The organism is Streptomyces roseus, from assembly GCF_001044425.1.
Taxonomy (GTDB): domain Bacteria; phylum Actinomycetota; class Actinomycetes; order Streptomycetales; family Streptomycetaceae; genus Streptomyces; species Streptomyces roseus.
Genome location: NZ_LFML01000079.1, coordinates 3,781 through 25,741, shown reverse-complemented (window position 1 = coordinate 25,741; position 21,961 = coordinate 3,781). Strand labels below are relative to the sequence as shown.

At 70.3% G+C, this 21,961-nt stretch carries 21 protein-coding genes; 10 read left to right on the top strand and 11 right to left on the bottom strand.

Features of this window, described 5'->3' with window-relative positions; all coding sequences use genetic code 11:
* Window positions 1-243 precede the first annotated feature (243 nt).
* The 9 genes from ACS04_RS20240 to ACS04_RS20200 all read right to left on the bottom strand — a co-directional run bounded on the left by ACS04_RS20240 (window position 244) and on the right by ACS04_RS20200 (window position 10,520).
* Entirely contained in the window at window positions 244-1,353 is a 1,110-nt protein-coding gene (locus ACS04_RS20240) for a C40 family peptidase (RefSeq protein WP_048478073.1), read from the bottom strand.
* Window positions 1,350-3,752, bottom strand: coding sequence for a hypothetical protein (locus ACS04_RS20235; RefSeq protein ID WP_053080851.1), 2,403 nt, complete (start codon window positions 3,750-3,752; stop codon window positions 1,350-1,352). Before ACS04_RS20235 ends, ACS04_RS20240 begins: the two co-directional genes overlap by 4 nt.
* Entirely contained in the window at window positions 3,749-4,087 is a 339-nt protein-coding gene (locus ACS04_RS20230; protein WP_048478072.1) for a hypothetical protein, read from the bottom strand. The genes ACS04_RS20235 and ACS04_RS20230 overlap by 4 nt, the downstream gene beginning before the upstream one ends.
* Window positions 4,087-6,654, bottom strand: a complete 2,568-nt coding sequence (locus tag ACS04_RS20225) for an ATP-binding protein (protein ID WP_048478135.1) — start codon at window positions 6,652-6,654, stop codon at window positions 4,087-4,089. The genes ACS04_RS20230 and ACS04_RS20225 overlap by 1 nt, the downstream gene beginning before the upstream one ends.
* Window positions 6,654-7,076 (bottom strand): hypothetical protein, encoded by a 423-nt coding sequence (locus ACS04_RS20220; RefSeq protein WP_245236465.1) that lies wholly within the window; start codon window positions 7,074-7,076, stop codon window positions 6,654-6,656. Before ACS04_RS20220 ends, ACS04_RS20225 begins: the two co-directional genes overlap by 1 nt.
* Window positions 7,077-7,126: 50 nt before the next feature.
* Window positions 7,127-7,438 carry a hypothetical protein gene (locus tag ACS04_RS20215; RefSeq protein ID WP_245236464.1) on the bottom strand — a complete coding sequence of 104 codons (312 nt, stop codon included), beginning with the start codon at window positions 7,436-7,438 and terminating at the stop codon, window positions 7,127-7,129.
* A complete protein-coding gene (locus ACS04_RS20210) occupies window positions 7,435-8,331 on the bottom strand; it encodes a conjugal transfer protein (RefSeq protein WP_158977358.1) in 897 nt (298 codons plus the stop codon). Before ACS04_RS20210 ends, ACS04_RS20215 begins: the two co-directional genes overlap by 4 nt.
* A gap of 426 nt (window positions 8,332-8,757) precedes the next feature.
* Window positions 8,758-9,270 (bottom strand): GNAT family N-acetyltransferase, encoded by a 513-nt coding sequence (locus ACS04_RS20205; RefSeq protein ID WP_398025390.1) that lies wholly within the window; start codon window positions 9,268-9,270, stop codon window positions 8,758-8,760.
* Complete coding sequence (locus tag ACS04_RS20200; RefSeq protein ID WP_048478131.1) at window positions 9,267-10,520, bottom strand: helix-turn-helix domain-containing protein; 1,254 nt, start codon at window positions 10,518-10,520, stop codon at window positions 9,267-9,269. The genes ACS04_RS20205 and ACS04_RS20200 overlap by 4 nt, the downstream gene beginning before the upstream one ends.
* Before the next feature lie 286 nt (window positions 10,521-10,806).
* On the opposite strand from ACS04_RS20200, the gene ACS04_RS20195 reads away from it, so the two are divergent.
* The 5 genes from ACS04_RS20195 (at window position 10,807) to ACS04_RS20175 (ending at window position 13,868) form a co-directional block, all read left to right on the top strand.
* The gene (locus ACS04_RS20195) at window positions 10,807-11,229 is read left to right on the top strand and encodes a recombinase family protein (RefSeq protein WP_048478070.1); all 423 of its coding nucleotides are present in this window, start codon (window positions 10,807-10,809) and stop codon (window positions 11,227-11,229) included.
* On the top strand, window positions 11,222-11,671 hold the full coding sequence (locus ACS04_RS38230; protein ID WP_053080847.1) for a DUF6415 family natural product biosynthesis protein: 450 nt from the start codon (window positions 11,222-11,224) through the stop codon (window positions 11,669-11,671). Before ACS04_RS20195 ends, ACS04_RS38230 begins: the two co-directional genes overlap by 8 nt.
* Before the next feature lie 265 nt (window positions 11,672-11,936).
* Entirely contained in the window at window positions 11,937-12,821 is an 885-nt protein-coding gene (locus tag ACS04_RS20185; RefSeq protein ID WP_053080846.1) for an SAM-dependent methyltransferase, read from the top strand.
* A gap of 25 nt (window positions 12,822-12,846) precedes the next feature.
* Entirely contained in the window at window positions 12,847-13,434 is a 588-nt protein-coding gene (locus tag ACS04_RS20180) for a hypothetical protein (protein ID WP_158977355.1), read from the top strand.
* Between the two features lie 116 nt (window positions 13,435-13,550).
* On the top strand, window positions 13,551-13,868 hold the full coding sequence (locus tag ACS04_RS20175) for a nucleoside triphosphate pyrophosphohydrolase (protein WP_048478068.1): 318 nt from the start codon (window positions 13,551-13,553) through the stop codon (window positions 13,866-13,868).
* A gap of 26 nt (window positions 13,869-13,894) precedes the next feature.
* Here the strand turns inward: ACS04_RS20175 and ACS04_RS20170 are convergent, their stop codons facing one another.
* Window positions 13,895-15,235: a methyltransferase domain-containing protein gene (locus ACS04_RS20170; protein WP_048478067.1), complete on the bottom strand. Its 1,341-nt coding sequence runs from the start codon at window positions 15,233-15,235 to the stop codon at window positions 13,895-13,897.
* Between the two features lie 28 nt (window positions 15,236-15,263).
* Window positions 15,264-16,301 (bottom strand): LysR family transcriptional regulator, encoded by a 1,038-nt coding sequence (locus ACS04_RS20165; protein WP_342449497.1) that lies wholly within the window; start codon window positions 16,299-16,301, stop codon window positions 15,264-15,266.
* A gap of 238 nt (window positions 16,302-16,539) precedes the next feature.
* Here ACS04_RS20165 and ACS04_RS35345 point away from each other — a divergent pair, with 238 nt between their 5' ends.
* The 5 genes from ACS04_RS35345 (at window position 16,540) to ACS04_RS20140 (ending at window position 21,757) form a co-directional block, all read left to right on the top strand.
* Window positions 16,540-17,085, top strand: coding sequence for a dCTP deaminase (locus tag ACS04_RS35345; RefSeq protein ID WP_158977352.1), 546 nt, complete (start codon window positions 16,540-16,542; stop codon window positions 17,083-17,085).
* Window positions 17,086-17,090: 5 nt separating this feature from the next.
* A complete protein-coding gene (locus ACS04_RS20155; RefSeq protein WP_048478065.1) occupies window positions 17,091-17,717 on the top strand; it encodes a hypothetical protein in 627 nt (208 codons plus the stop codon).
* 18 nt (window positions 17,718-17,735) lie between these two features.
* Window positions 17,736-18,677 (top strand): hypothetical protein, encoded by a 942-nt coding sequence (locus ACS04_RS20150; RefSeq protein WP_245236463.1) that lies wholly within the window; start codon window positions 17,736-17,738, stop codon window positions 18,675-18,677.
* Complete coding sequence (locus ACS04_RS20145; protein ID WP_048478064.1) at window positions 18,674-19,867, top strand: cysteine desulfurase family protein; 1,194 nt, start codon at window positions 18,674-18,676, stop codon at window positions 19,865-19,867. Before ACS04_RS20150 ends, ACS04_RS20145 begins: the two co-directional genes overlap by 4 nt.
* 1,251 nt (window positions 19,868-21,118) lie before the next feature.
* A complete protein-coding gene (locus tag ACS04_RS20140) occupies window positions 21,119-21,757 on the top strand; it encodes a hypothetical protein (protein WP_158977349.1) in 639 nt (212 codons plus the stop codon).
* Window positions 21,758-21,961 lie beyond the last annotated feature (204 nt).

Here is a 21,961-nt window from a genome sequence, read left to right as displayed (position 1 = left end):
GCGAGCTGCCCGGCGAGGCTGCTGGCGCGGCCGGGAGTGCGGGTGTGACTGAAGGCTGCGGTGACGGGGACGTCATGGCCGGCTGTGGGCTTATGGCTTGGACTGTCGCTATCGCCCGCGTGGCCGGCGTGCCCGTGGCGGGCCAGGGTGAACCGGTGCGGACTCCCGCATACAGCAGCATGGTGCCCGTTGTTGACAGGACGGCGGCGGCGGCGATCAGGCGGCCCGCGCTGGGTGGGGTGTTCACAGCAGCCTCGTTCCGCCTGCGTAGTCGGGCATCGCGGTGACGGGGTCAATGCCGACCGGCTTGCCGGGGCGGGGGGCGTTGATCATCTGTCCGTCGCCGAGGTAGATCCCGACGTGGTGGATGGTGGAGTCCGCGGTGGGGCTGTAGCCGTAGAAGATCAGGTCACCGGGTTGCAGTGCCCCGAATCCGGCGGAGGCGGGGATGCGCTGTCCGGCGCCGGCCTGCTCGGCTGCGGTGCGCGGGAGGTTGATGCCGGCTTTGGCGTAGGCGTACTGGGTCAGGCCCGAGCAGTCGAAGCCGGTGACGGTGCGGCCGTCCTGCCCGCCCGGCGAGCAGCAGATTCCGGCGCTGGGCCCGTCGGGTCCGCCGCCGCCCCAGGAGTAGGGGATGCCCTGCTGGGCCAGTGCGGTCTCGATGACTACACCCGCGTTGCCGGTCGGGGCGTTGGGGGTGTTGCCGAGGGCGTCGTAGCGGTCGATGCCGCTGACGACGTCGTCCACGTACGCCCAGGACAGGTTGTAGGTTTGGATGGCGGCGCGCAGTTGGTCGCGGTCGGTGAGGTCGTGGCCGTTGCCGCACAGGTAGACGGCGGCCGCCGTCGCAGCATCGTCCGCGTTGTGCGGGCTGACCGTTCCATCGCCGTTGCCGTCTTTGCCGTAGGCGCGGAATGTCTCCGGCAGGAACTGGAAGGGGCCCACCGCCCGTTCGTAGGCGGTATCGCCGTCCCATGTGCCGTCGTCGGTGTCGGGGATCGCGGTGGTGTTGCCGCCGGCGCCGGAGCCGTCGAGGCGGGGCCCGGTGATCGGCGGGGTGATGTCGCCGTTCGGGGCGATCTGCCGTCCGGCCGCGTGGTCGGACTCGACGCGGGCGATCCCGGCGAGGATCTGCCAGCGCATGCCACGGCAGCCGGGCACGTAGGCGGTGACCTGCGAAGCGCCGGTGAGGTAGGCGGCCAGCATCCGCGCAGGGATTCCGGACGCGGCGGCGTCCACCTGGCCCTGGCCGCCGGACCGGCCGGCGGCAGCCACCATCAGCACCGGGGCAGTACAGCACGCCGTCACGGCAAGCAACAGCAGGACCAGGCAGCCTGCCTGCGTCTTCCTCACGGGGTCCCTCCTTCCTGATGGCCTCGCGCGCCTTGACGGCGCCGGTTCATCGCCGCGCGCAGCCGCGCCGCGTTGGCGGCAGCCTGGTCGGCGGCCGGGGCCGCGGGAGTTGCGGCGCCGTTGCCGCGCTTTGGGCTCTGGGCCGGTCGGCTCGCGGCCGGGCGCCCGCTGCCGGTCGCAGGTGCGGGCACGGGCCGGCGGACCGCAGCCCGTCCGGCGGCCGAAGCGGGGGGCGTCGTGCCTGTGGGGTGGTCAGGGCGGCTGATGCTGGCCTGCGGTCCGACTGCGCGTCCGGTTGTGGCGGGGGCGGTGTAGACGGCGGCGCTGATCGCGGTGTCACGGACCGCCCGCCCGGTGTGGACTGCGCCTTGGCCGACGGCTCGCCCGGCCTTCACGGTGCCGTCCACGACAGGCTGCCATCCGGCCGCGTCCTCACGGATCCGGTTCGCGCTCACCCGCAACTGGGTGCGCGCGTCCTCGGTGAACTCGCTGGTCTTCCCCTTCGCCGTGTGCACGGTGCGGGGCAGGCCCAGGGTTGCCCCGTAGGCGGCCCGGCCGACGCGGTGAGCGATGCGGTACCCCCGCAGCCGCGAGGCACGGGAGTGCAACCGGGCCGACAGCAGAGGCCGGTCGGTGGCCGGGTCGTGCAAGACCTCACCGGTCCACTTGTCCACCTGCACTTCGCCCTCCGCACGCCCGGCACCGCCGGATCCGGCCTGTGTCCGTGCGGCTTCCAGCGCCTTGGCTGCCGGGTGGCGGGTGCCCGGCTTGGGCCCGATGAGCGCGGCGTGGGCGCCGCGCATCGCCAGGGCCACGGGCGCAAATCCCGTACGGACCGCGCCACGTGCCTCGGCGACGGCCCGGCCGAGTGAGAACGGCGCCGTGCCGTGTCCGCCCGCCAGCCCGAGCGCGAGGCCAGCACTGCGGTATCCGGTGCCGGTGAGCCGCGCGTACTGCATGCGCAGGGCCACCCGCCGGCCCAGTGAGGTGGCGCTGCCCGCGATCCGCTTGTGCATGACGAGGAAGGCGATGGCGAGGGCGTCGAGGAGCAGGAGCCGCTCGGCCATCACGTCCGGTCCGCTGTCCGACAGCAGCACGCCAGCCGCGATCCCGAAGAGGGGCAGGCCCACGGCGGTGGCGAAAGTGACCAGGGCCGAGGTGACCAGGACGCCCGTCCACCGCCACAGCAGTGTCCGTGTGGGGCCGGGCAGCATCGCCAGCACCCACACCACCGGTCCCGCTCCGGCCGCGGCGGCGTCCGCGCCCTGCGCGCCGAGCATGACCAGTGCCATCGAGACGACCATGGCCGCGACGACCAGGCAGGCCACGAGCAGCGCGAGGGCAGCGAAAGCACGGTCCCAGCTGGGTTCTTTGGCGTAGGTGGCGGCGGCCTTGCCGGTGGGGCCGGCCTTCTCCAGGCCAGCCATGAGTTCCCCGAGGCCCGCGGACGCGATGCGCTGGTCCTCCTTGCCGTGGCAGTACTCCTTGGCCGGGCCCGGCAGGTTGTCGCACTTCTTGCCCGCGTCGGCCTTCCTGGAGGGATCACTGCTCTTCTTGATCCAGTCCCGATGGGCCTCGTAGGCGTCCTTGTCCTTGTGCGGGTCCAGGATCTGCCCGTACTGCAGGAGCATGTAGGGCTTGACGACCAGCGCGTCGGTCAGCGAGTTCTGGATGGGCCGGGTCATGGCCGCCGCCTGCACGGCAGAGTTCTCGCAGGCGCCGTGAGTAGGGCCGGCGATCATGTCGCAGGGGTCTGAGGACGTCTGGGTGCCGAAGTAGCTGCTGGTGGTGATGGAGGCGACCTCGATCGCGGCCTGATGGGTGACGTCGAGCGGTCCGTCACGGCCCAGCAAATAGTCAGGGCGGATGAACAGGCTCGCGGCCAGCGCTCCGATCACCAGGGTGGCGGCGATCTGCCCGAACCCCGTCGCGGCCTTGCCCCGCATGACGAGGACGAGTCCAAAGACGAACCCCCACGCCAGCGTCAGCCCTTTGAGGCTGAGCGCGTCCACCACGTGCATCTGGTAGGCGTCGGCGAGGTGCTGCGCGGGGCCGGTCAGCAGGGCCAGCAGCGGGAAGCGGAAGACGAACCCGATCAGCCAGCAGCACATACCCACCAGCAGCCGCGCTAGCGCGAACAGCCCGGACATCACCAGGGCCTGTAGCTGCCCGACCACGTTGAATGAGCTGCCTCCGTTAGCCTGCAGCTGATAGGCGTCCAGCCGCCCGCCCTCGGCCGTCACCACGTTGAACGGGGCTAGCAGCCCGCTCCCACCGGCGTTCGCGTTGCCGTCTGCGGCCCATGCCACCGCGGTGTTGGTCACGAGGAACACGACGGTGAGCAGTGCGAGGAAGCCGGCTGCGCGCAGCGTGCCGCGGTCGATGCGGATACCTCTCATCGGGCCCGCCGCTCGACGGTCAGGGCCAGGGCGATGGCCGCAGGAATGGCGAGGGTGGCACACACCATCAGCCCGTTGTGGCCGTCGGATGCGGCGGGGATGGCGGTGGCGGCCGAAGCCGTTCCGGTCACCGTGGCGGCCGTTGCGGGGCCGCGGGTGCACCAGTCACGGGCAGGGCCGATCACCAGGTCACAGGGCTCGCTGCCCGCAGCACCGGCAGGCACCGCCGTGTTCGGCGACTGCCACTGCGGGGGGTGGGCCCAGGCAGCGACGATGCCGGTGAGGAGCAGCAGGACTAGGGCGGCGGCGAGCAGCAGTCGCAGGTTTGTGTTCATCAAGGGGTCCCCCCGTGGGACGCGGCGGCGGCGGGCGTGCGCCCGGGCGTGGTGAACAGTTGTTCGCGCAGCCGGGGCACCTCGGGTGTGATGACCTGGATCCGGCCGACCTGCATGCGGGGGTCGCGCAGCAGCATCTCGCCTTCCCGGCCGGCCTGGCCGACGGGGGAGAGGCCGGTGGTCACCAGCCGCAGCAGATCCTCGTCGTCCCCGTCCAAGCCGAGGAACCGCAGCCCCTTGGCTGCCCGAGTACGGTCGGTGGTCCGCGCGAGGAAGCGGTAAGCCACCAGGCCGGCATCCTTGCCGAGTTCCTCCTCGTCGTGAGCACCGAGGAAGACACCAGCGCCATGCTTGCGGCCGTCGTGCAGGATCTCGTGGACCAGCGCCGCCCCCTCGGCCGACGACGTCAGCCAGTACACCTCGTCGAGTGAGACCAGGCAGAAGCGGGTGGGGTCGGTGAAGGCGGCCTGCCGGGCGATGGCGGCCAGAAGGTAGAGCACGGCCCGCCCGATCAGGGCCTCCAGGGGCTGCTGGCGCAACACCTCGGCGTCGGCGAACGCCTCGCGCGACGGGAGGGTCAGACCGGCGGTGGTGACCACGACCATGTCCGCACCGAGGTCACCGTCCAGGCTCACCACTGGCAGAGCCGAGTCGAACACCATCGCAGCGAGCGGGTTCGAGGCAACGATGTGCAGCAGGTCGGCCATGGTGGCCGCCGCGTCCGCGCGGCTCCCGCCCGCCGACGCGAGCGCGGAAAGGACCCCGAGGACCTTGCCCATGGATGGCTCGGGCCCGCCGGCTACTTGCTCGACGGCGTGGTGGAGTACGGCGCCAGCCGCGGTCATCGCGCCGACGCCCAGCTGTAAGGTCAGGTAGGACAGGGCGTAGTGGGCGCCGACCGCGCCGCCGAATACTCGCAGCGGGTCGATCGACAGCTGCGCCTGAGCGGCGTCAATGACTTGGCTGCGGTCCCCCATTGAAGTCTTGGCGAAACGGGACCATTCACGAAGGGGGGTGCGGTCGATGACGATGGCCTGCCCGCCGCGATCCACGACCGCGGCGGCGATGAGCTTCTCCAGCGTGCTCTTCCCGGAGCCCAGCTCACCGATCACCGCGCTGGATGCGGAGGCGTTGACCAGGGGGGCATCGGCGGGGTTGAGGAGTACCGGGCGCAGGGTGCCGCAGTCCAGGTCACGGCCGATCAGGATCCCGGCCGGGTCACCCACCCGCGAGAGTGTCAGCGCCCCGCACGCCGCCCAGTCCTCTGACAGCTGATGCTGCGTGAACTGCGCGAGTTTCGGGGCCCGCACCCCGCCCGGCAGGCCGAGGACGAAGAGTTCTTCCTGCATGCCGATCGGCCGCACCGCCCGGTAGTCACCCGACGCGAGGGCCGCCGACAGCTCCCGCGCCCGCCCGTCGCACGTCGCCGCATCCGGGCCCCACACGGTGAGCACCGTCACCGACTGCACCTCCACCTCCACCGACGTACGCGCCATCCGCGCGTCCTGCTCCTCCAGATCCCCGGCCGCCTCCGGCAACGAATGCGGCATCCCGGTGGGCTGCGCCCCGTACTGCCCGGCCTGGTCCAGCAGCTCCCGCTTCTTGCGCTGCACCTGCGCCCGCGCCTTCTTCGCCGCCACCACCCGCAGATCCACGCTCACGTCCACGGGGAAGGGCAGGCCCTCCAGCTGAGCGAGGACGTCAGCGGCATCCGCGGCGACCGCGGGCGGGAGTTCGGCGAGGACCAGGTGGGCCTGGTAGCCGGTCCCGGCTTCCGACTCGGCCTGAAGCCACAGCCGGCCCAGGGGAGATATCGCCGCAGCCGACCGCCACCACGAACCCGCGCTGTGCCGCTTGCGGTCTTCGGGCCTCTGCTCTTGGCCGCCCTCGGCCAGACGGACCTGCCCCAGATCCGCGTACGAGGGAGACAGGAGCTGTCCGCCGTGGATCCGGCTTCCGTACAGCTGGCTCGCCACGGCATCGGACAGCAGCGGCTCCTCCAGCCCGCGGTGCACTGCGTGCTGCACCATCCACACGATTTCCGCGGGCGATGCCAGACGCAGCCCCAGGCCTCCGCCCAGCGACGTCTGCAGCCGCTCCGCCGCCTCGCGCGCGGCCCGCACGTCGCTCTGCGACACTGGTACGGGCGGCAGACCGAGAGCGGCGGACACCTCCGCGTAAACCGCGCCCAAGGCACCCGCGGTGGCGCCTGTCTTGCCCGGCAGCGGGAGGGCGAGCCACACGGTCCGCTCATGCATCTCCTGCCCGTTGAGCAGGTCGATACCAGCAGCGCAGACCTCCGCCCACGCGGGCAGCCGCTGCCAGTCGACGCCTTCCACCATCCTCTCGGCGACCTCACCGGGATCGGTCCGCGCAGCGAGCACGAACAGCCTCGGTTCCATGCCGGGCATCGACCGCACCAGCGAGGTGATCCGGCCCAGCAGCTCCTGGCGGACCCGCGCCGGGAGGTATCCGCCCGCGAGGGGCTCCACCCGCCACACCGCCCATACCCCACCGGACGGCGCCCACAAAAGGTGTCCGGCGATGTGCCGGAAGGGCGTCCGCATCATGCTGCTGCCCTCCCCGCACCAAGCGCACCGGCGAGGAGCCGGTCAAGGCCGGAGCCGGCCGCCCGCACACCCGCCACCGCGCCCACCGCCACAGCGGCGGGCGCAGCCTCGATGACGAACCGGCCGCCGAACTGGGACAGACGCCGGTCCCGGGCCACCCGGCCACCGATCCGGCCCGCCGGATGCCGCATCAGCACAACCACAGCGCCCAGCAGCGCGGTGAACGGGTTCTGCCCCGCGATCTGAGCACCACGCACCGCCCACACCGCCACCAGCCACACCACAACCGGCACCGGCCCTGCCCACGACCACCAGGCGAACGTCTCGATCAGCCCCAGTGCGCCGCCGCCGAGGACGACCAGCTGCGCCGGGGTGTACGGGCCGAACGGGATGACCCAGTCACTCAGCTTGCCCAGCACCCACGGATGGCGCCGCGCACCGGTGTACGAGCGGACGACCCCCTGTCCGTTCACAGCACGACCCTGTCGCTGAGCCGGGGCTGGTCGATGACGACGACCACGGCACCGGAACTGTTGGCCGGGTGCTGGACCTCGTCGGTGAACATGTCCGACAGGTCGTTGCGAGCCTTGTAAATGCCGAGAACGATGATCATCCCGATGACCGCACCGATGGCGGCCTTCATCGACATCTGGCGGGCGATCTGTACGATCACGAGCACGATCAAAATGGCGACCAACCCGGCGCCGCCCCAGTCGGTCACAGTCTTGATGAGCGAGTCACCCAGCTCATCGAGCTTGCCGGCAAGCATCAGCGACTTCACTGCGCACCTGCCTGGGCGGAGGCGGCCGGAGTCGGAGCCGACGACGCGGTGCCGGCGTCCAGCGCGCTGACTTCCCAGCGTCCGGCCCGCGTGGTCATCTCGAGTTGGTAGACCAGAGGCCACCGGCTGCCCGCCCGGTCCTCACCGGACACCCGGACTCGCACGCGCGCGCGGACACCGTCCCCGGGGACAGCGTTGGCGGCCGCCCGATCGGTGTCGGCGGCGACCTCCTCGACGTCCACCCGCGCATACGCCGCAGCAGCCGGGGCTGACAGCCGCACACCCGGGGAGAGGTAACGCTCCAGGGCGGTGGCCTGTCCACCGGCGAGGTAGGCCCGCAGAAACTCGCCAACCGTCGTGCCCAGCGTGTCGCCGGCGGGGACGGGACGCGTGTAGGGAGAAGCGGGAGCCGGAGCCGTGCCAGGCGCCGCGACTTCAGCCGGGGATCCGGTGACGGTGACCGGGCCACCGTTCTGCCCGCCGGTCCCCGACACCGCGAAGTACCGAGCCACCGCGACGGTGCCCGACGTGCGCTCGGGCGCCTGGCCGGTGGACGGTGAGGGGGTACGGGCGGTGTCGGTGAGGACTGCCACCACGACCGTCCACCCGTCCGGCGTAGACGTGGTCCGCACCGGCACGACACGCAGCGAATCGGAACCGGGTGCTGCCGACTCAGTGCGGGCCCGCCTGGGCAGGTCCGCGGCCGGAGCCATGGCACGCACCGCCGCGGCCACGGGGCTGTCGGGTGCGGCGGCGTCAGCGCGCAGCCACAGGTCCACGAACACCGCTGCCGTACCAGCCGCATCGGCCACCAGGCGCGGCGCCCCGGCAGCCTGGGGGACAGGTACGGCCTGGGCGGCGGTGCTGCGGGGAACAACGAGGACGGTGGCCAAGGCCAGAGGGCCAGCAGCCATCGCCGCCCACACTCCGATCCGAGCCAGCCGCGGGCCGCGCGAGATGGCGAGGCGGACCGGGACGGTCTCAGGACGCGAGCGGCGCAGCGGCTGCGCAGCCGCCAGGCGGTGGGCCGACTGAACGAGGCGGCGGGGGACAGGGGGCATCGGGGTGCCTTCCGTGGGGTGCTGGTTGTGCTTGCACTCCACGAAACGGCGACGTCCTCACCGCCCGGCTCACCGCTACCAGCCCTGCGCCGTCACAGGACGGCAACGCTTTGAGCGGTGAGGTCACCGGTGACTCGCCACCACCGCGGCGGAACCTCCCCACCGCAGGTCACAGTCCTGAAAGCGGGAAACTCACCAACTCCTTGCACCTGGAGCGGAAGGAGTTCACCATCGTCCTCACCGGTCGCGGGGATGGACCTACGAGGCTGCCTTCATCATCACCGCGTACACCGGGGAATCTGCGAAAGGCTGGTTCTCCCCGACCTTCCGGTACCCCCAGCCCTCGTACATCGTCTGAAGGCGGGGCCGTTTGGTATCCACAGTCAGAACCGCCCACGCCTCCGTGCGGCCGCCGAGAAGCGCGTCGTGTAGGCGGGGACCCAGCCCGGTCTTCCGCCACTTCGGGCGCACCATCAGCTCGGAGACGGAGAACGTGGATGCATCCTGCGGCGTGGTTTCGAGGTGTTCTTGCCACCATTCCTGCCCGGGATTGGCTGGTGCGCCGTACGAGAAGCCGACCGGCACGTTTTCCTCCCAGGCGATGACGCAGGAGAAGCCGGGCTTGCCGCCCCAGTGGTCAACGAACCAGGGAAAGCGTTGCACGAACTCCTCGTGCCGGCGGTCCGCATACGCGTCTTCGTGCACGTCGAGGAGGGTCTGGCGGATGTCGCCGAGGTCGGTTTGGCCGTAGTGCTTTATCTCGGTGGTCACGAGGCGCTCCATTGGGTGCGGTGTTGGTCTGCCCACTCCCGGGCCGCCTGGGCGGAGGGGGCGACGGTGAACAGGGTGCGGTGAAAGTCGCCGAGCATTGTGCGCAGGCGCCCGGGCAGCGGGTCTCCGACCATTAGCTCGAAGGCGGCGCCGGTTGTCGCGCATGCCTGCTCGACTTCGCCTTGGCGGAGTTGCGCGGCAGCGAGCCGGACCGTGGTCATGGACCGGTTGCGCCGCAGCCTCACGGGCAGGGAGGCGAGTGCCTGGTGCGATGCCGCTTCTGCGTGCGCGGGCTCGCCAAGGAGCTCACGGACGATCGCGGTGAGCGCCGAGAGTTCAGCTGGCCCGTAGAAGCTGAACCATGCCGGACTCGGAGTGGTCGAGTCTGCCTTCGCCAGGGCAGTCTCCGCATACCCGAGGGACCGCAGCGCGGGCTGTCGGTCCCCGCGTGAGGCGTGCCCGATCGCAGTCCGGGCATGCGCGAGAGAGGAGAGCAGAGGGTTGCGGCGGGCGGCGGTGCTGGCCTGCGCGGCTTGAGAGGCAGCGATGGCCTCGCTGTACTCGTGGCGCTGGTGCGCGAGCATCGCGGTGGAATTCCAGATGCGTAGCTGCGCCGTGGAGTCCTGTGCCATGCCCGCCATGCGCAGTGCCTCGCTCAGGTGGAGGCGCGCCCGGTCCAGTTGCCGGGCGTCGATGCAGGACCACGCCGCCGTTGCCGTGTAGTGGGCGGCCACCGACAAAAGACGCTGCCGTACGGTCTGTGAAGCGGCGTTTTCCTGCAACGTAACGGCTTCGGCTGCGCCGGCGAGCGCGGCTCTCTCCAGCGCGGCATGTCCACCCCGGGTCTGGTCGAGGGCAGTGAGGGTGGCCATCCCCTCCCTGAGCCGGAGTACGTCCGAGGTGCCCACCGACCGGCGGCCCGAGACGTTTGAGACGGCGCCGATGATCACGCCGGTGGTGGCGGTGCAGAAGGAGCGGCGGAGCACAGATTCCTCCGGTGGTGCAGTAGCAGCAGGCGAGGCGAACCCTAAATCGCTTATCGGGCATCCGAACACCAGCTCAAGAGCGACCCTGGTACGGCCGATCGGCCGCTTGGTGGCGCCGCTGACCAGGTTTCTCACAGTGCGCGCCGAGACATCTCCCAGCCGGCCGGTGATCTCCAACAGAGCGGCATTCATCTGAGCTGCCAGTTCATCCTGGGTGAGTCCCCGCTCGGCCATCCGCGCGCGTAAGGCGACGTTCTCCGTCATGGCACTGAACGTAGTGAGCAAGTCACCGATAGGCGAGCCGGCCAGGTATTGGGACCGTAAAGTCTTCCGGTCGCACACGCCTACGGCGCCCGCCACCCTTCCTGTCCCCAAGGCCTGTTGCGCTGTTGACTGGCTATCGCGCCGCCCGGGGCCGAGTTGATTGACCATCGCTCCCCCTACCCCCGGGCGGCAGCACTTCACTCTCGCGTCACCGCGGCGTCGAACGCGCCGTCCGGTGACCGCTTGCGTGGACCTGGGACACGAACGACACCGTCAGGAGGACCTCATGCCGGATACCTTCGCCGCTTTCAGCGCCCTCGTGCCGCCCGCGGTAAGGGCGGCACCGATTGGCTCGGTAGCGCTGTACGCCGTCGTCCCATCCGAGGCCGACGGCACGCGGGTACTGGACGAACTGCGGTCCTATATTGCTGGACGCGGCTGGCATGTTCCGGTCGGCTGCGCGGTGGCGGATGTCGGGGTGCTCGGCGCGGACCGGCACCGGTCGGGGTGGCGACGGGTGCGGCGCGCGGTCCAGGCCCAGGCGATCACCGGGCTCGTCGTGCCCTGCTTCGCCCACATCGGCCACCGGTGGGCGGACTGGAACCGCGAACGCACGTGGCTGCTGCGGCGCGGGCTCTTCGTCATGGCTACCGACCCCACCGCACTGCCGGTCGGAGTCTCCCCGGAGGAAGTGCTTGCCCATGAGTGACCACTACAGCGTCGTACACGATCCGGAAGGACGCCTCGGGCACGAGCTGCCGCTCGACCGCGAACCCCACCGGCGGCTGGCCGCTTTGGCGATGTCCTGGACACCCCAATCTGTGCCGCCTGCAGCAGACGTCACCCTCACCGTACTGGAGTTGACCGGGCACGCGCGGCTTTTGCGCGAAGAACTCGCTGGCCGGGCCGACCGGCTTCCCACAGCGTGTGACCTTCGCCAGCTGCTTGCCTACACCCTGGCTGAGGCAGAGCGGGCACTGTCGCCCGCGGGGTCGTCGCCTTGCGGCGTCCTCGCCCACGCGCAGAATCGCGCACGCCTCGTCCAGGGCCTCTATGCCGCGCTGGGCCAGTTGGAGACAGAGCAGCCCGTACGCGGCGCGTGCTCTCACCTGCGGCCCGACGCACGAGCCGACGAGGATCGCCTCCCGTAGACGGCTGACCCCACAGCTCCTGCCCTGGCCAGGGATGGGCGAGCGAGCCAACGGGAGGCGCAGGGACGGCAAGGTCCTGATCCTCCGCGGTCGGCTGCCCTTATGCACGAACGGCCGCTTCGATGCCTGGAGGCCGTGGCCGACCGCCTCGACTGAGAGCCGCTCTACGGCTGACGGCAGGCCTACCGGGCGTCGACCGGTCCGCGGTCGCTCGCAAATACGGGTCCGCCCGGTACGCGCGCTGAAATCGAGAGGAGCACAGCGAATGAACCTGGTCCAGGAAGGCCTCGCCCTGGGCATCCCTGCCCCGGGCCCGGACGCCCATCAGCGGCCCAGCGCAGCACGCATCTACCGCATGTGGTTCGGCGCGGAGGGCGCTGTCCCCGCCGACCAGGACGTCGCCCGCAAGATCCTCAATGCCTTTCCGCGCGAGCCTGCGGCCGCCAAGATCAACCGCAGCCATCACCTCCTGATCACAGAGGCCCTGGCCGCCTGCGGAATCTCGCAGTTCCTGGACCTCGGCTGCGGCTACACCCTGCCCCGCCCCCAGGGCGGAGGCGACCTCTTGTTCGCGCAGAACACCCACGACGTCGCCCAACAGCACTGGCGCTCCGCCGCGGTGGTCTACGCGGACATCAACCACGATGTGGTCGCCTGCCAGCGCAGTCTCCTCGCCTCGGCCCCGACGGCGTCGCGCCCCACGGCCGTGCTCGCCGACCTCACGGACATGGCTCGCCTGCTGAGCCGGCTGGAAGCCGACGGACACCTGACGCGAGAGCGGCCCGTCGCCGTCCTACTCCACGACGTTCTCCCGTGGATCCCCGACGACGCCCGGGTGCACGACGCCGTGGCCTACCTCCGGACCTGGCTGCCGTCAGGGAGCGCCCTGTCGATCACCCACGCGACGCCCGACTTCAGCCCGACCTGGGTCAAGCGGGTCCAGGACGTGTACGACGAGGAGGGCATCGGCTTTCGACCCCGGGACCGGCAGTCGATCGGCAGCCTCTTCGGAGACTGGGCCGACCTCTACGGCGGCCCGGTCCGCATGGTTCCCACCGCCCGGCACCAGATGCGCCACCGGTTCTCGGCAGTGCCGGACTACATCTCCGCCGCGTACGCCGGCGTCGCAGTTAAGCAACCGACCTCGTAGACAGAGACCAACAGCCATGTATTCCATGTTGCTCCTGACCCCCTCAGACTGGGATCCCCTGGCGGATCTCGTGCACCGCCGCACCAACCACGAGAAACGGATTCGAAACGCTGCGACCGACGGCTCTTCCCTGCTCCGCCTGGCAGCCGACCCCCAGCCGGACATCCAGCTCATCGGCATGTGGGAGGACGACCAGCTGGTCGGAGCGTTTGCCCTGGCAGAAGGGCCTGACGCCGCGGGCTGGACCGCAGACGAGCGTGCAGAGCCGAGCTGGATGGTGCGGCAGGCCTTCACCGACCCCGATCACGCCCGACTCGGTCGACTGGCCACGTTGTGGATCGGTGACTACGCCGCTCGGCAGAACACCTCACCGCTGTGGATCCGCTGCGCTGTTCCGGAGCCGAAGGTCGCTTGGTACCTGGAACGCGAGTGTGGGTGGACTCTCGTGCGGAAGGCACGCGACAGGGTCGGCTATCTGAACTCGCTGCTGCAGAGGGCCCCGGAGCGGATCGAGCACTTCGATCTGCTCGTCACGACCGGGGCCGACCTCACGATCGACCCTGTCCTGCGCAGGGCGCTCCTCACGAGCGCTCACGTGGATCCGAAGGACTGACCACTTCGGGTGGGATTTCTGGTTCTGATGGCGCCCGGTGAGGCGTCATCTCTACGCTCGAACAACACGGGGCCGGCCGCGCGGCCAGCCAAGGACGAAATGGTGCGGGAGAGTACGTGCTCACCACGGGCAAGCTGGTACGTGACCGGATTCCTCAGATCATCCGCGCGGACGGAGCCGAGCCGGAGGTCTATGTGGCCGAGCCGGCGGAGTACCGGGAGCGGCTCCGGGCCAAGCTGGCCGAGGAGGTCGCGGAGTACATGGAGGCGGACGAGACCGACGCCCCCGAGGAGCTCGCAGACGTCCTTGAGGTTGCCTTCGCCCTCGCGGCGGACCTCGGCGTCAACGCCGATCAGCTGGAGAAGATTCGGGCGTCCAAGGCTGAGCAGCGGGGAGGCTTCTCGGAGCGCATCGTCTGGACCGGCAACCGCTGACCTGCGGTGCCGGTCCCGCAACGCCTCTACGGCTCGGGCTTGACGAGTACGATGTGGCTGACCCCGGGCAGGGTCAGCCCGGCCGCCCCCGTCGCGGGGGCGAGGCCGGCGTGGCGGGCGAGGGCGGTGGTCTCCGTCGCGCTTATGCCGCGCTGGAAGGTCCCCTTCCCCTCGCTCGACCAGTAGCCGTCATTGTGCGCCGTCCAGCTGCCGCCGGCGGCAGCCTTCGTGATCTCCTCGGGGGAGCGGGTGACGACCACGACGTGCCCGCCGGGGCGTACGAACGCGGCCGCGTCCTGCAGCGCGCGGATCCTCGCCCCGGGGTCGGGCAGCACGTTGAGGACGAACATCTGGGTCACCAGGTCGTAGCCGTCCCGCTCCGGGCGGGGCCAGCCGAAGCCCTCGTGAGGGTCGTACCCGTCCGTGTCCAGCCCAGCGGCCCGGTAGTGGGCGACGTCGGCCCCGCGGCCGCACCCGTGATCGAGGACGGTACGGACGCCGAGCGGGCCCGTCAGGTGCCTGGTGACCGCCCGGGCCGCTGGTGAAGCCGCCTGCCGGCTCATCGCGGTCTTGTGCGGCTGGTACGAGCGCGCGCCTGCGGCCGCCGGCTGCTTGCCGGTGAGGTCGCTGATCGCGAACAGGACGTCGTCCGGCTCTGCGACCTCCAGGGTGAGCGGCAGGTCGAGCAGGATCGCGGAGTGGTCGGTGAACGCCTCCGGTCCCGTACGGACTTCATGCCGGGCTACGACCGGGACCCCGGCGGCCAGGTGGTCGCTCAGCAGGGCCAGGTCACAGCGGAAGCGGCTGAGCTTGCCGGTGAAAAGCCGCTCGAACGTGAACTCCGCCTCCGTGTCCTTGCTGGTGGTGTCGACGAGCCACGCGGTCTGGAGTAGGTGCTGCAGCGCCTTGCGCTCGGTGTCCGCGGTGAACCCGCTGACCTCTCCGTCGTACAGGCCGTCCTGCGGCCGCGGCGCGAGGTTGAAGTCCCCGCAGATCAGCAGCGGCCGCCCGCCCTCGGCCGCGGTGAGCGTCGCGAGCTCACCGAGCTGGGTGGTGCGCGCCGCGCTGGTGTAGGCGTCGAGGTGAACCTGCAAGACGGTGAGCCAGCCGACTTCCACACGCTGCGCCCAGCCGGTCGGAGCGGAGACGGCCGGTGTGGCGATGCCCTCGCGGACCCAGGTGGCGAGGTGGCCGTCTCCACCCGCGAAGACATACCCGGGCAGGAGTGGCGGGCGCCGGGCGGCGGGCTTGTAGGGCTCCTGCGCGACCATGACCGCGACGTCGTGCGTGCGCAGCCAGGCGGCGAACCGGGCCCGGGCGCCGTCCGCGCCGAGCCGCTTGTTGAGGTTAATCGAGGCCAGCAGCATCAGGAGTGCCCTTCGGCGGACGGGATGGTCACAGCGGGATCGGCCGGCCGGAGGCGGCTTCCTCACGGAAGGCCTCCCACAGCACGTTCAAGGGGTGCGAGGGGTCGTAGGTGTCTCGCTCGCCCTTGCGCGCGAAGACGCCCGAGACGAGTTGGAGCATGGGGTCGAAGTCGTCGGCGAACTCGACCAGGCGGAAGCCCTCGCCGCCGGGCAGCCGTCCCGCCACGGCCGCCTCGCCTATTGAGCGGGCGCAGAGCATGCAGCCCCGGGTCATCTCGGAGCGGAGCAGGGCCAGCCCGTAGTAGATGTCGTCTATCTCCGCGACGACCTGGAGGTGAGTGCGGAAGTCGGTTCCGTACCAGCGCTCGACGAAGTCGGCGATCACCCCGCGGGAGGGGATGACCAGCGGCAGGTTCCGCAGCCGCTCGAAGCCGACCTGCCGGGCGGGTAGCTCGCGGACGGACAGGTTGGTCAGGAGAGCGAGGCCTTCGCGGTGCCATTCCAGGAAGTCGTACTCGGGGGCGAGCGGGCCGTCGCCAACCGGCGCGGCCAGTCCCCCGCACAGCAGGTCCACCTGGTTGGAGTCCAGGCGCTGGCGGAAGTCGCGGGTGCGCACGTGGACGACCTTGAGCTCCACCTCCCGCGCCATCAGCTCGGGCTCCACGCGCTCCCACACCCGGGCCAGGAAGGGGAGCGTGAACTCGGTGGTGCCCACAGTCAGGGTGGAGCCAAGTCGGCGGCGGGAGTTCGCGATGCCCTGGAGCCAGTCTGAGAACGTGGACCGAATCCGATCCACGACTTCCAGCCCGGTGGGGGTGAACAGCAGATCGCGGCCGCGGCCTTGCTTGACCACCAACAGCTCACCGGTCAGGGCCTGGAAGTTCCGGTTGAGGATGTCGAGCTGTTTCTGCACGCTCGACTGCTCCCGTCCCAGCAGCCGGGCCGCCGCGAGCGCCGTGCCCTCCTCATGGACGACGACGAGCGTGCGCATCTGGTCCCACGTCAGGTCCAGCAAGTCCGGTGAGCAGGCCAGCAGATCGCCCCGGAATCCTTCGGGACCAGGCACTTTGAGCGGGCCGGACGGTAACGACGGCATGCGCTTCCCCTCCCCTGGGCGCTACCCCACCAGCTTGCACTGTCCGAACGGCCAGGAGTAGTGGACTTCACCGCATTTCACGCCAGGAAAACCTTGAAATGTTCGGGTGGACATGGAGACATGGCGAGCTATCCACGGGAACATTTCCTCAGTCGCCTTCGATCTGGCGACGTTCACCACACCGATGCCTGAATTCCGGGGGTGAGTCATGTTTACAGCCGAGTCCCTTGAGTACCTCCTCAGCAGTGGCGCCGTGACGTGGGACGGAGAACTGCGCGGCGACGGCCTCCTCTTGAAGCTCGGCGGTCCGATCCAACCCCTCGTCGCGCCGGATGCCGTCGTCGACCTGGCCGACCAAGCCAGCATCGATACCCTGTACGGCCCGCAGGCCATCGACTGGACCACGTACGACCTGGCCGTCGGACAGGTGATCCTCGCCCTGACCTCGGAGCCGGTCGGCCTCGGTACGCACGTGATGGGGGAGATCGGTGGCCTCAGCCACCTGGCCCGGGTAGGCCTGGCCGTGCACGTCACCAGCCCGTTCGTCCTGCCGGGCTGGTCCGGCCACCTCACCTTGGAACTCGTCAACCACTCTCCGGCCACCCTGCGCCTCCACCGCGACATGCCCGTCGCCCGGCTCATGCTCCAGTCCCACGGCGGAGGACACGCCGCGGCCGCGCACCCGCACTACGGCCAGCCCAACGATCTGAAGAGCCGCTACGCCGACGAGTTCGCCGGCCTGAACAAGAGGTAACTGCCATGGACGACTGCCAGTTTTGCATCGAGTTCACCGCGCGCGAGGCCAAAACCCGCATCATCACCGAGACAGCCGACAGCTGGGTCCTCCTGCCCACCGTCGGCTGCCTCACCCCCGGCTACTCCCTCTACATGCCGCTGGACCACCTCGACGCCGCCGCCGATGTCGCTCCCGACGATCTCCCGCAGGTCGTCGCAGGCCTGGAGTCGATGCGGACCCTCATCCAGGACCAGTACGGGCCCACCATCGTCGCCGAGCACGGGCCGCGCGACTGCGAGCTCGGGGCCTCCTGCTGCAGTCACGCCCACCTCCATCTCATCCCCGTGCCGGAGCCGGACGCCATCCTGGCCGCGTACGAGAAGGTAGGCGGCCCGGGCCGCCGCCTCTCCTCGCTCGTCGACCTGCCCGCGGCCGCCGAAACCTCGTATCTGTACCTCTCGCCCCGTCCGGGCGAGCACCACTACTGGCCCACCGACGACCGTTTCGCCCGCCAGTTCGTCCGCCGCGTCGTCGCCGACCACCTCGGCATTGGCGAGCAGTACGACTGGCGCGACCACCCCTTCACGGAGACCCGGCAGCAGACCTACGACACCCTGACCTCGGCCATCCGGGCCACCACGACCGCCTAACGACGAAGGGGGAAGACCGTGGCGATTCCCTTGCCCCGTCCGCTGCACAGCCAGAGCGCCGAAGAACTCGCGGCGGCCGCGAACGACCGGCGCTGGCCGAAGTGGCAGACCATGGCGCTGCTGCACTCCCTGCACCTGCCCACTCTGAACGCGGCCCTGTTACGGCCCGGCCAGAGCCTGGCCGAGATACGCACCGCCGCCCAGGCCTTCGCCACCAAGCTCGACACTGAGCGGCTGATGATCCGCTCCGACGGCGGCGTCGAGCGCAAGCAGTATTACCGTGGGGGCAACACATTCCCCATCGGCGAGATCGCGCACCGCGCACAGCCCCTGCTGGCCGACGGGCGCGCGGTCATCCTGGCCGGCCCCACCAACCGCTTCACCAACAAGCTCACCGTCATGATCCGCATGGACCGCCCGGGCCCCGGCATCCGTGGGACTTTCACCCTCGAAGCACTCGGACCCGGCTACGACGTCGCCGACCTCACCCGCGGCGAGCTCCCGCCCCAAGTCACCGCCCAGCTCGAAGACGTCGACTGGGACCGCTACGCCAAGCCCCGCTGGGACGAGTGGAAGTTCACCGGCGACCGCTGCCCCGGAGGCGAGGGCGCTCGCCGCCGCCGGCGCCTGGAGCGCCTCGCCGCCCAGACCCTGGCCGACGGCGGCCAGCTCGCCGGAGACCCCCAGCCCGAGCACGCCGAATCCTGGCTGCGTGAACGCGGCTACCTCCAGCTGTTCGGCCCCCAGGACCCCCGCCCGGCCCTGATGCGGCGCGCCTCCAAGCTCTTCGAGGACGCCTTCGTCCTCACCCGGGCCCAGCCCAACCGCAACTGGCGGTGCCTGGCCACCGCCTACTCCGTCTTCGCCGAGCCCCGCACCGTCTACTGGGACCTCGTCGACGGCGAACGCAAGTACGCCGCGGCCGCGCCGGACGCCGCCCGGGCCAAGGAGGCAGCGTGACCAGCCGACCGATCTACCTCGACCACCAGGCCACCACCCCGCTCGACCCCCAGGTGCTCGAGGAGATGCTGCCGTACCTCACCACCGCGTACGGCAACCCCAACAGTGCCCACGCCTACGGCCGAGAGGCTGCCAAGGCCGTCGCCGAGGCTCGCCGCCGCGTCGCGCACCTCATCGGCGCGAAGAACCCCGTCGAGGTCGTCTTCACCTCCGGCGCCACCGAGGCCAACCACCTCGCCATCGTCGGCGGCGCCCTCGCCAAACGTCCCCACGGCGGCCACATCGTCACCACCGCGATCGAGCACAAGGCCGTCCTCGCCGCCGTCCAGCGCCTCGTCGACCACCACGGTTACACCGCCACCCGCGTCGCCGTCGACGAGCACGGGCGCGTCCACCCCGGCGACGTTGCCGCCGCCCTCATCTCGAACACCGTCCTCGTCTCCGTCATGCACGCCAACAACGAGATCGGCACCCTCCAGCGGATCGCGGTCATCTCGCAGCTCACCGCCCACCGCGGGGTTCTCCTGCACACCGACGCCGCCCAGAGCGCCGGATACGGCCTCTTCGACGCCGAGGAACTCGGCGTCGACCTTGCCTCCCTCTCCGCCCACAAGCTGTACGGCCCCAAGGGCATCGGCGCCCTCTACGTTCGCGGCGGAACCCTCCTCACCGCCCAGCAGACCGGAGGCGGCCAGGAACGCGGACTTCGGTCAGGCACCCTCAACGTCCCGGCCATCGTCGGCTTCGGTGCCGCGGCCCAGCTCATTACCAGCGACGCCACCCCCGCCCTCACCCAGATCCGTGCCCTGCGCGACCGTCTCCAAGACCAGCTCCTCGACGCGATCGCCGGCGCCACCGTCAACGGGCACCCCACCCGCCGGCTCCCCGGTACCCTCAGCCTCACCCTCCCGGACGCCGAAGCCGCCGACGTTCTCGGCTACCTTCCGGACGTCGCCGCTGCCACCGGATCCGCCTGCAACAGCGGCACCAGCGAGCCCTCCCACGTCCTCACCGCCATCGGCCTCACCCGGACCCAGGCCCGCCGCACCCTGCGCCTCGGGGTTGGCCGTACCACCACGGCCGCCGAGGTCGAGCGCGCCGCGGCGCTGATCGCGCAGGCTGCCGCTCACCCGCACTGCCGGGCACCACATGACGGCGGCGCGCACCCGCCCCAGAATCACGGTCTGTGAACGACTACAGATCCCCGCACTCGGCGACAATGCCTAAGCGGGAGCCAGCGGAACCTTCCAGGTGCCCTTCAAGCGATACCTCGGACGCCCTCTCACAATGAGACAAGCAGCCGACAATCGGGCGCATGTCTGACCTCCCTATGCGAACGGGCTTTCGCCCGCCTCAGAGCCTGGCGATCTTCCCCAAAGTAAGAAATAGCCCCAATCGACTCACGTCAGTCGTCCGAGCCGTCCTCGCCCTGGTGGGGACGGCTCTGGAGGTCCCTTTGGTGTTACCGCCATCCTTCCGGTCGGATCGTGCCGGTCATAGCCGAGATGGTCGCTCATCTCCGCCTTAGAGATCGGACTTCAGCAACCGCTTCGTCAGCTACTGGAGCAGCCCGCCCTCGCCTGTCAGCTGCACGCCTAGGCCTGAGCCCGGGCCACGAGTTCGTTCAGGAGCTGGTCATCCGCGGCTGCAGGCTCAGCCTGCGTCTCAGATGGCTTGGCTATGTTTTCGCTGGCCACAAATGCATTCGCCGTGCGCGGAGCGCCGTTCTCTTTACAGTCCGCATGTACGTGGCTTTCGGCGTCTGACCCTCCTGTTGATGGCGGCATACGCGGAGAGAAGTGCCGGGCGACTGAGGGGGACAGCGAGGGGGAATCTGAGGGGGGTGTATGACGGGTAATCTGAGGGGGAGCCTGAGGGGGAAACCGGTGCAACGGCGGTCTTGCATTTTTGCTGGTCAGCGCGGGTCTCCGGGCTGGTGACTGGTCAGACTTAGTTATAGGGGGAGGGATGGGTTCGGGTTTGGTGGGGTGGTGTCTGTTCCGGGTGGTTGGGCTTGGGCTTGGGGTTGTTGGGGTGGCTCTACCGGTTGGCAAGTGGGCCGGGCATGTGGGTTGGGAGGGTGGAGTGCTGGGAGAAGAGGTGAGGAGAGGAGGGCAGGCTGGATGGGAGGGGGGTGGGTGAAAGAGATGTGGCCGGCGCCCACTTCCGCCGAGGGCGGGTGGCAAGGGCGCCGGCCTACCGAAGAACACACCTTGGGAGAAACCCACGTGCGTCTCAGGGCCGAGGATAGCGCTCGTGCAATCCATCGGCACACCATGCCGCTCGGATGCGGTACTTTTTTCACGCATGCGTGATCACCGCCCTGGCGGATCCGAGTGCATTGAGGTGCCCTGCACGTCTCGCCTATCGGGAGGTCGGAAGTCGTGATCAGTGCTGGACGAACTGCGGTGGGGCGCCGTGAGCTTGCTAACGTCCTCGGGTTGAAGTGGTCCACCTTCGACCGCACGAAGCCGCATACGGCTGCTGACTTCCCGCTGCCGGTGAGCTCCGAAGGCGCACTTGTCCTCTTGTGGGACCTGGAGCAGGTGGAGGCTTACCGCGACGGCCGGCCGCAACCGGTCATTCCGGCGGTCGACCGCGAGGAGGACCTCCTGGACCGCCGTGAGGCGGCAGTCCTGCTCGATGTGAAGCCGCGCAGCGTGGACAGCTACAAGAACGATCCTGGCCTTGCTGACCATGTCGTGGTCGTGGGTGGGGTCGAGCACTGGCCGCGCGCTGCGGTGCTCGCGTACGCGGCCGGCCGCGGCGCCATGAGCGCTCCCAGCGGCCGGCCGAAGGGATCGGGCGACATGGTCCCCCGCGACCTGCTCCCCGGCCGCATCGCCGAACTCCTCGACGCCAACCCCGCGGTGACCGCCGCCCACGCCGTCGACGTCCTCGGTATCTCCGTCCCGGCCGCCCAGCGGCACCTGCAACAGGAGCGCGCGGCGCGCATCGTCGCGCTGATGCGCACCGATCCGGGTCTCGGTGTCGAAGGGGCGGCGGAGCGCCTCGGCTATCCGCCGGCGGTTCGCCGGGCAGCGCTGAAGGCCGCTCAGGAGCTCTACGAGGCCTCCTGACACCCCTCTCAACCCCGAGTTGCCCTTGAGGGGGCCGCAGCTGTCCGGCTGTGGCCCCCTCAAGGCATTTCAGCCCGGTGGGGGGCGGGCGTTGCGGGTCCGGCGCCGGCCCGGGGGTGAGCGGCTTCGCCGCTCACCCCCTTGGCCGCGGGCGGTCGTGAGCGCCCGGGCGGCTCCGCTGCGCTGCGCCGACCGTGCCCTCAC

Excerpts from the sequence above, each read along its gene's own strand:
- ACS04_RS20195 (WP_048478070.1), top strand. The coding sequence starts at position 10,807 with ATGCCGGATACCTTCGCCGCTTTCAGCGCCCTCGTGCCGCCCGCGGTA.
- ACS04_RS35345 (WP_158977352.1), top strand. The coding sequence starts at position 16,540 with ATGTTTACAGCCGAGTCCCTTGAGTACCTCCTCAGCAGTGGCGCCGTG.
- ACS04_RS20200 (WP_048478131.1), bottom strand. The coding sequence starts at position 10,520 with ATGACGGAGAACGTCGCCTTACGCGCGCGGATGGCCGAGCGGGGACTC.
- ACS04_RS20180 (WP_158977355.1), top strand. The coding sequence starts at position 12,847 with ATGTTGCTCCTGACCCCCTCAGACTGGGATCCCCTGGCGGATCTCGTG.
- ACS04_RS20235 (WP_053080851.1), bottom strand. The coding sequence starts at position 3,752 with ATGAGAGGTATCCGCATCGACCGCGGCACGCTGCGCGCAGCCGGCTTC.
- ACS04_RS20170 (WP_048478067.1), bottom strand. The coding sequence starts at position 15,235 with ATGCTGCTGGCCTCGATTAACCTCAACAAGCGGCTCGGCGCGGACGGC.
- ACS04_RS38230 (WP_053080847.1), top strand. The coding sequence starts at position 11,222 with ATGAGTGACCACTACAGCGTCGTACACGATCCGGAAGGACGCCTCGGG.
- ACS04_RS20155 (WP_048478065.1), top strand. The coding sequence starts at position 17,091 with ATGGACGACTGCCAGTTTTGCATCGAGTTCACCGCGCGCGAGGCCAAA.
- ACS04_RS20225 (WP_048478135.1), bottom strand. The coding sequence starts at position 6,654 with ATGCGGACGCCCTTCCGGCACATCGCCGGACACCTTTTGTGGGCGCCG.
- ACS04_RS20230 (WP_048478072.1), bottom strand. The coding sequence starts at position 4,087 with ATGAACACAAACCTGCGACTGCTGCTCGCCGCCGCCCTAGTCCTGCTG.
- ACS04_RS20185 (WP_053080846.1), top strand. The coding sequence starts at position 11,937 with ATGAACCTGGTCCAGGAAGGCCTCGCCCTGGGCATCCCTGCCCCGGGC.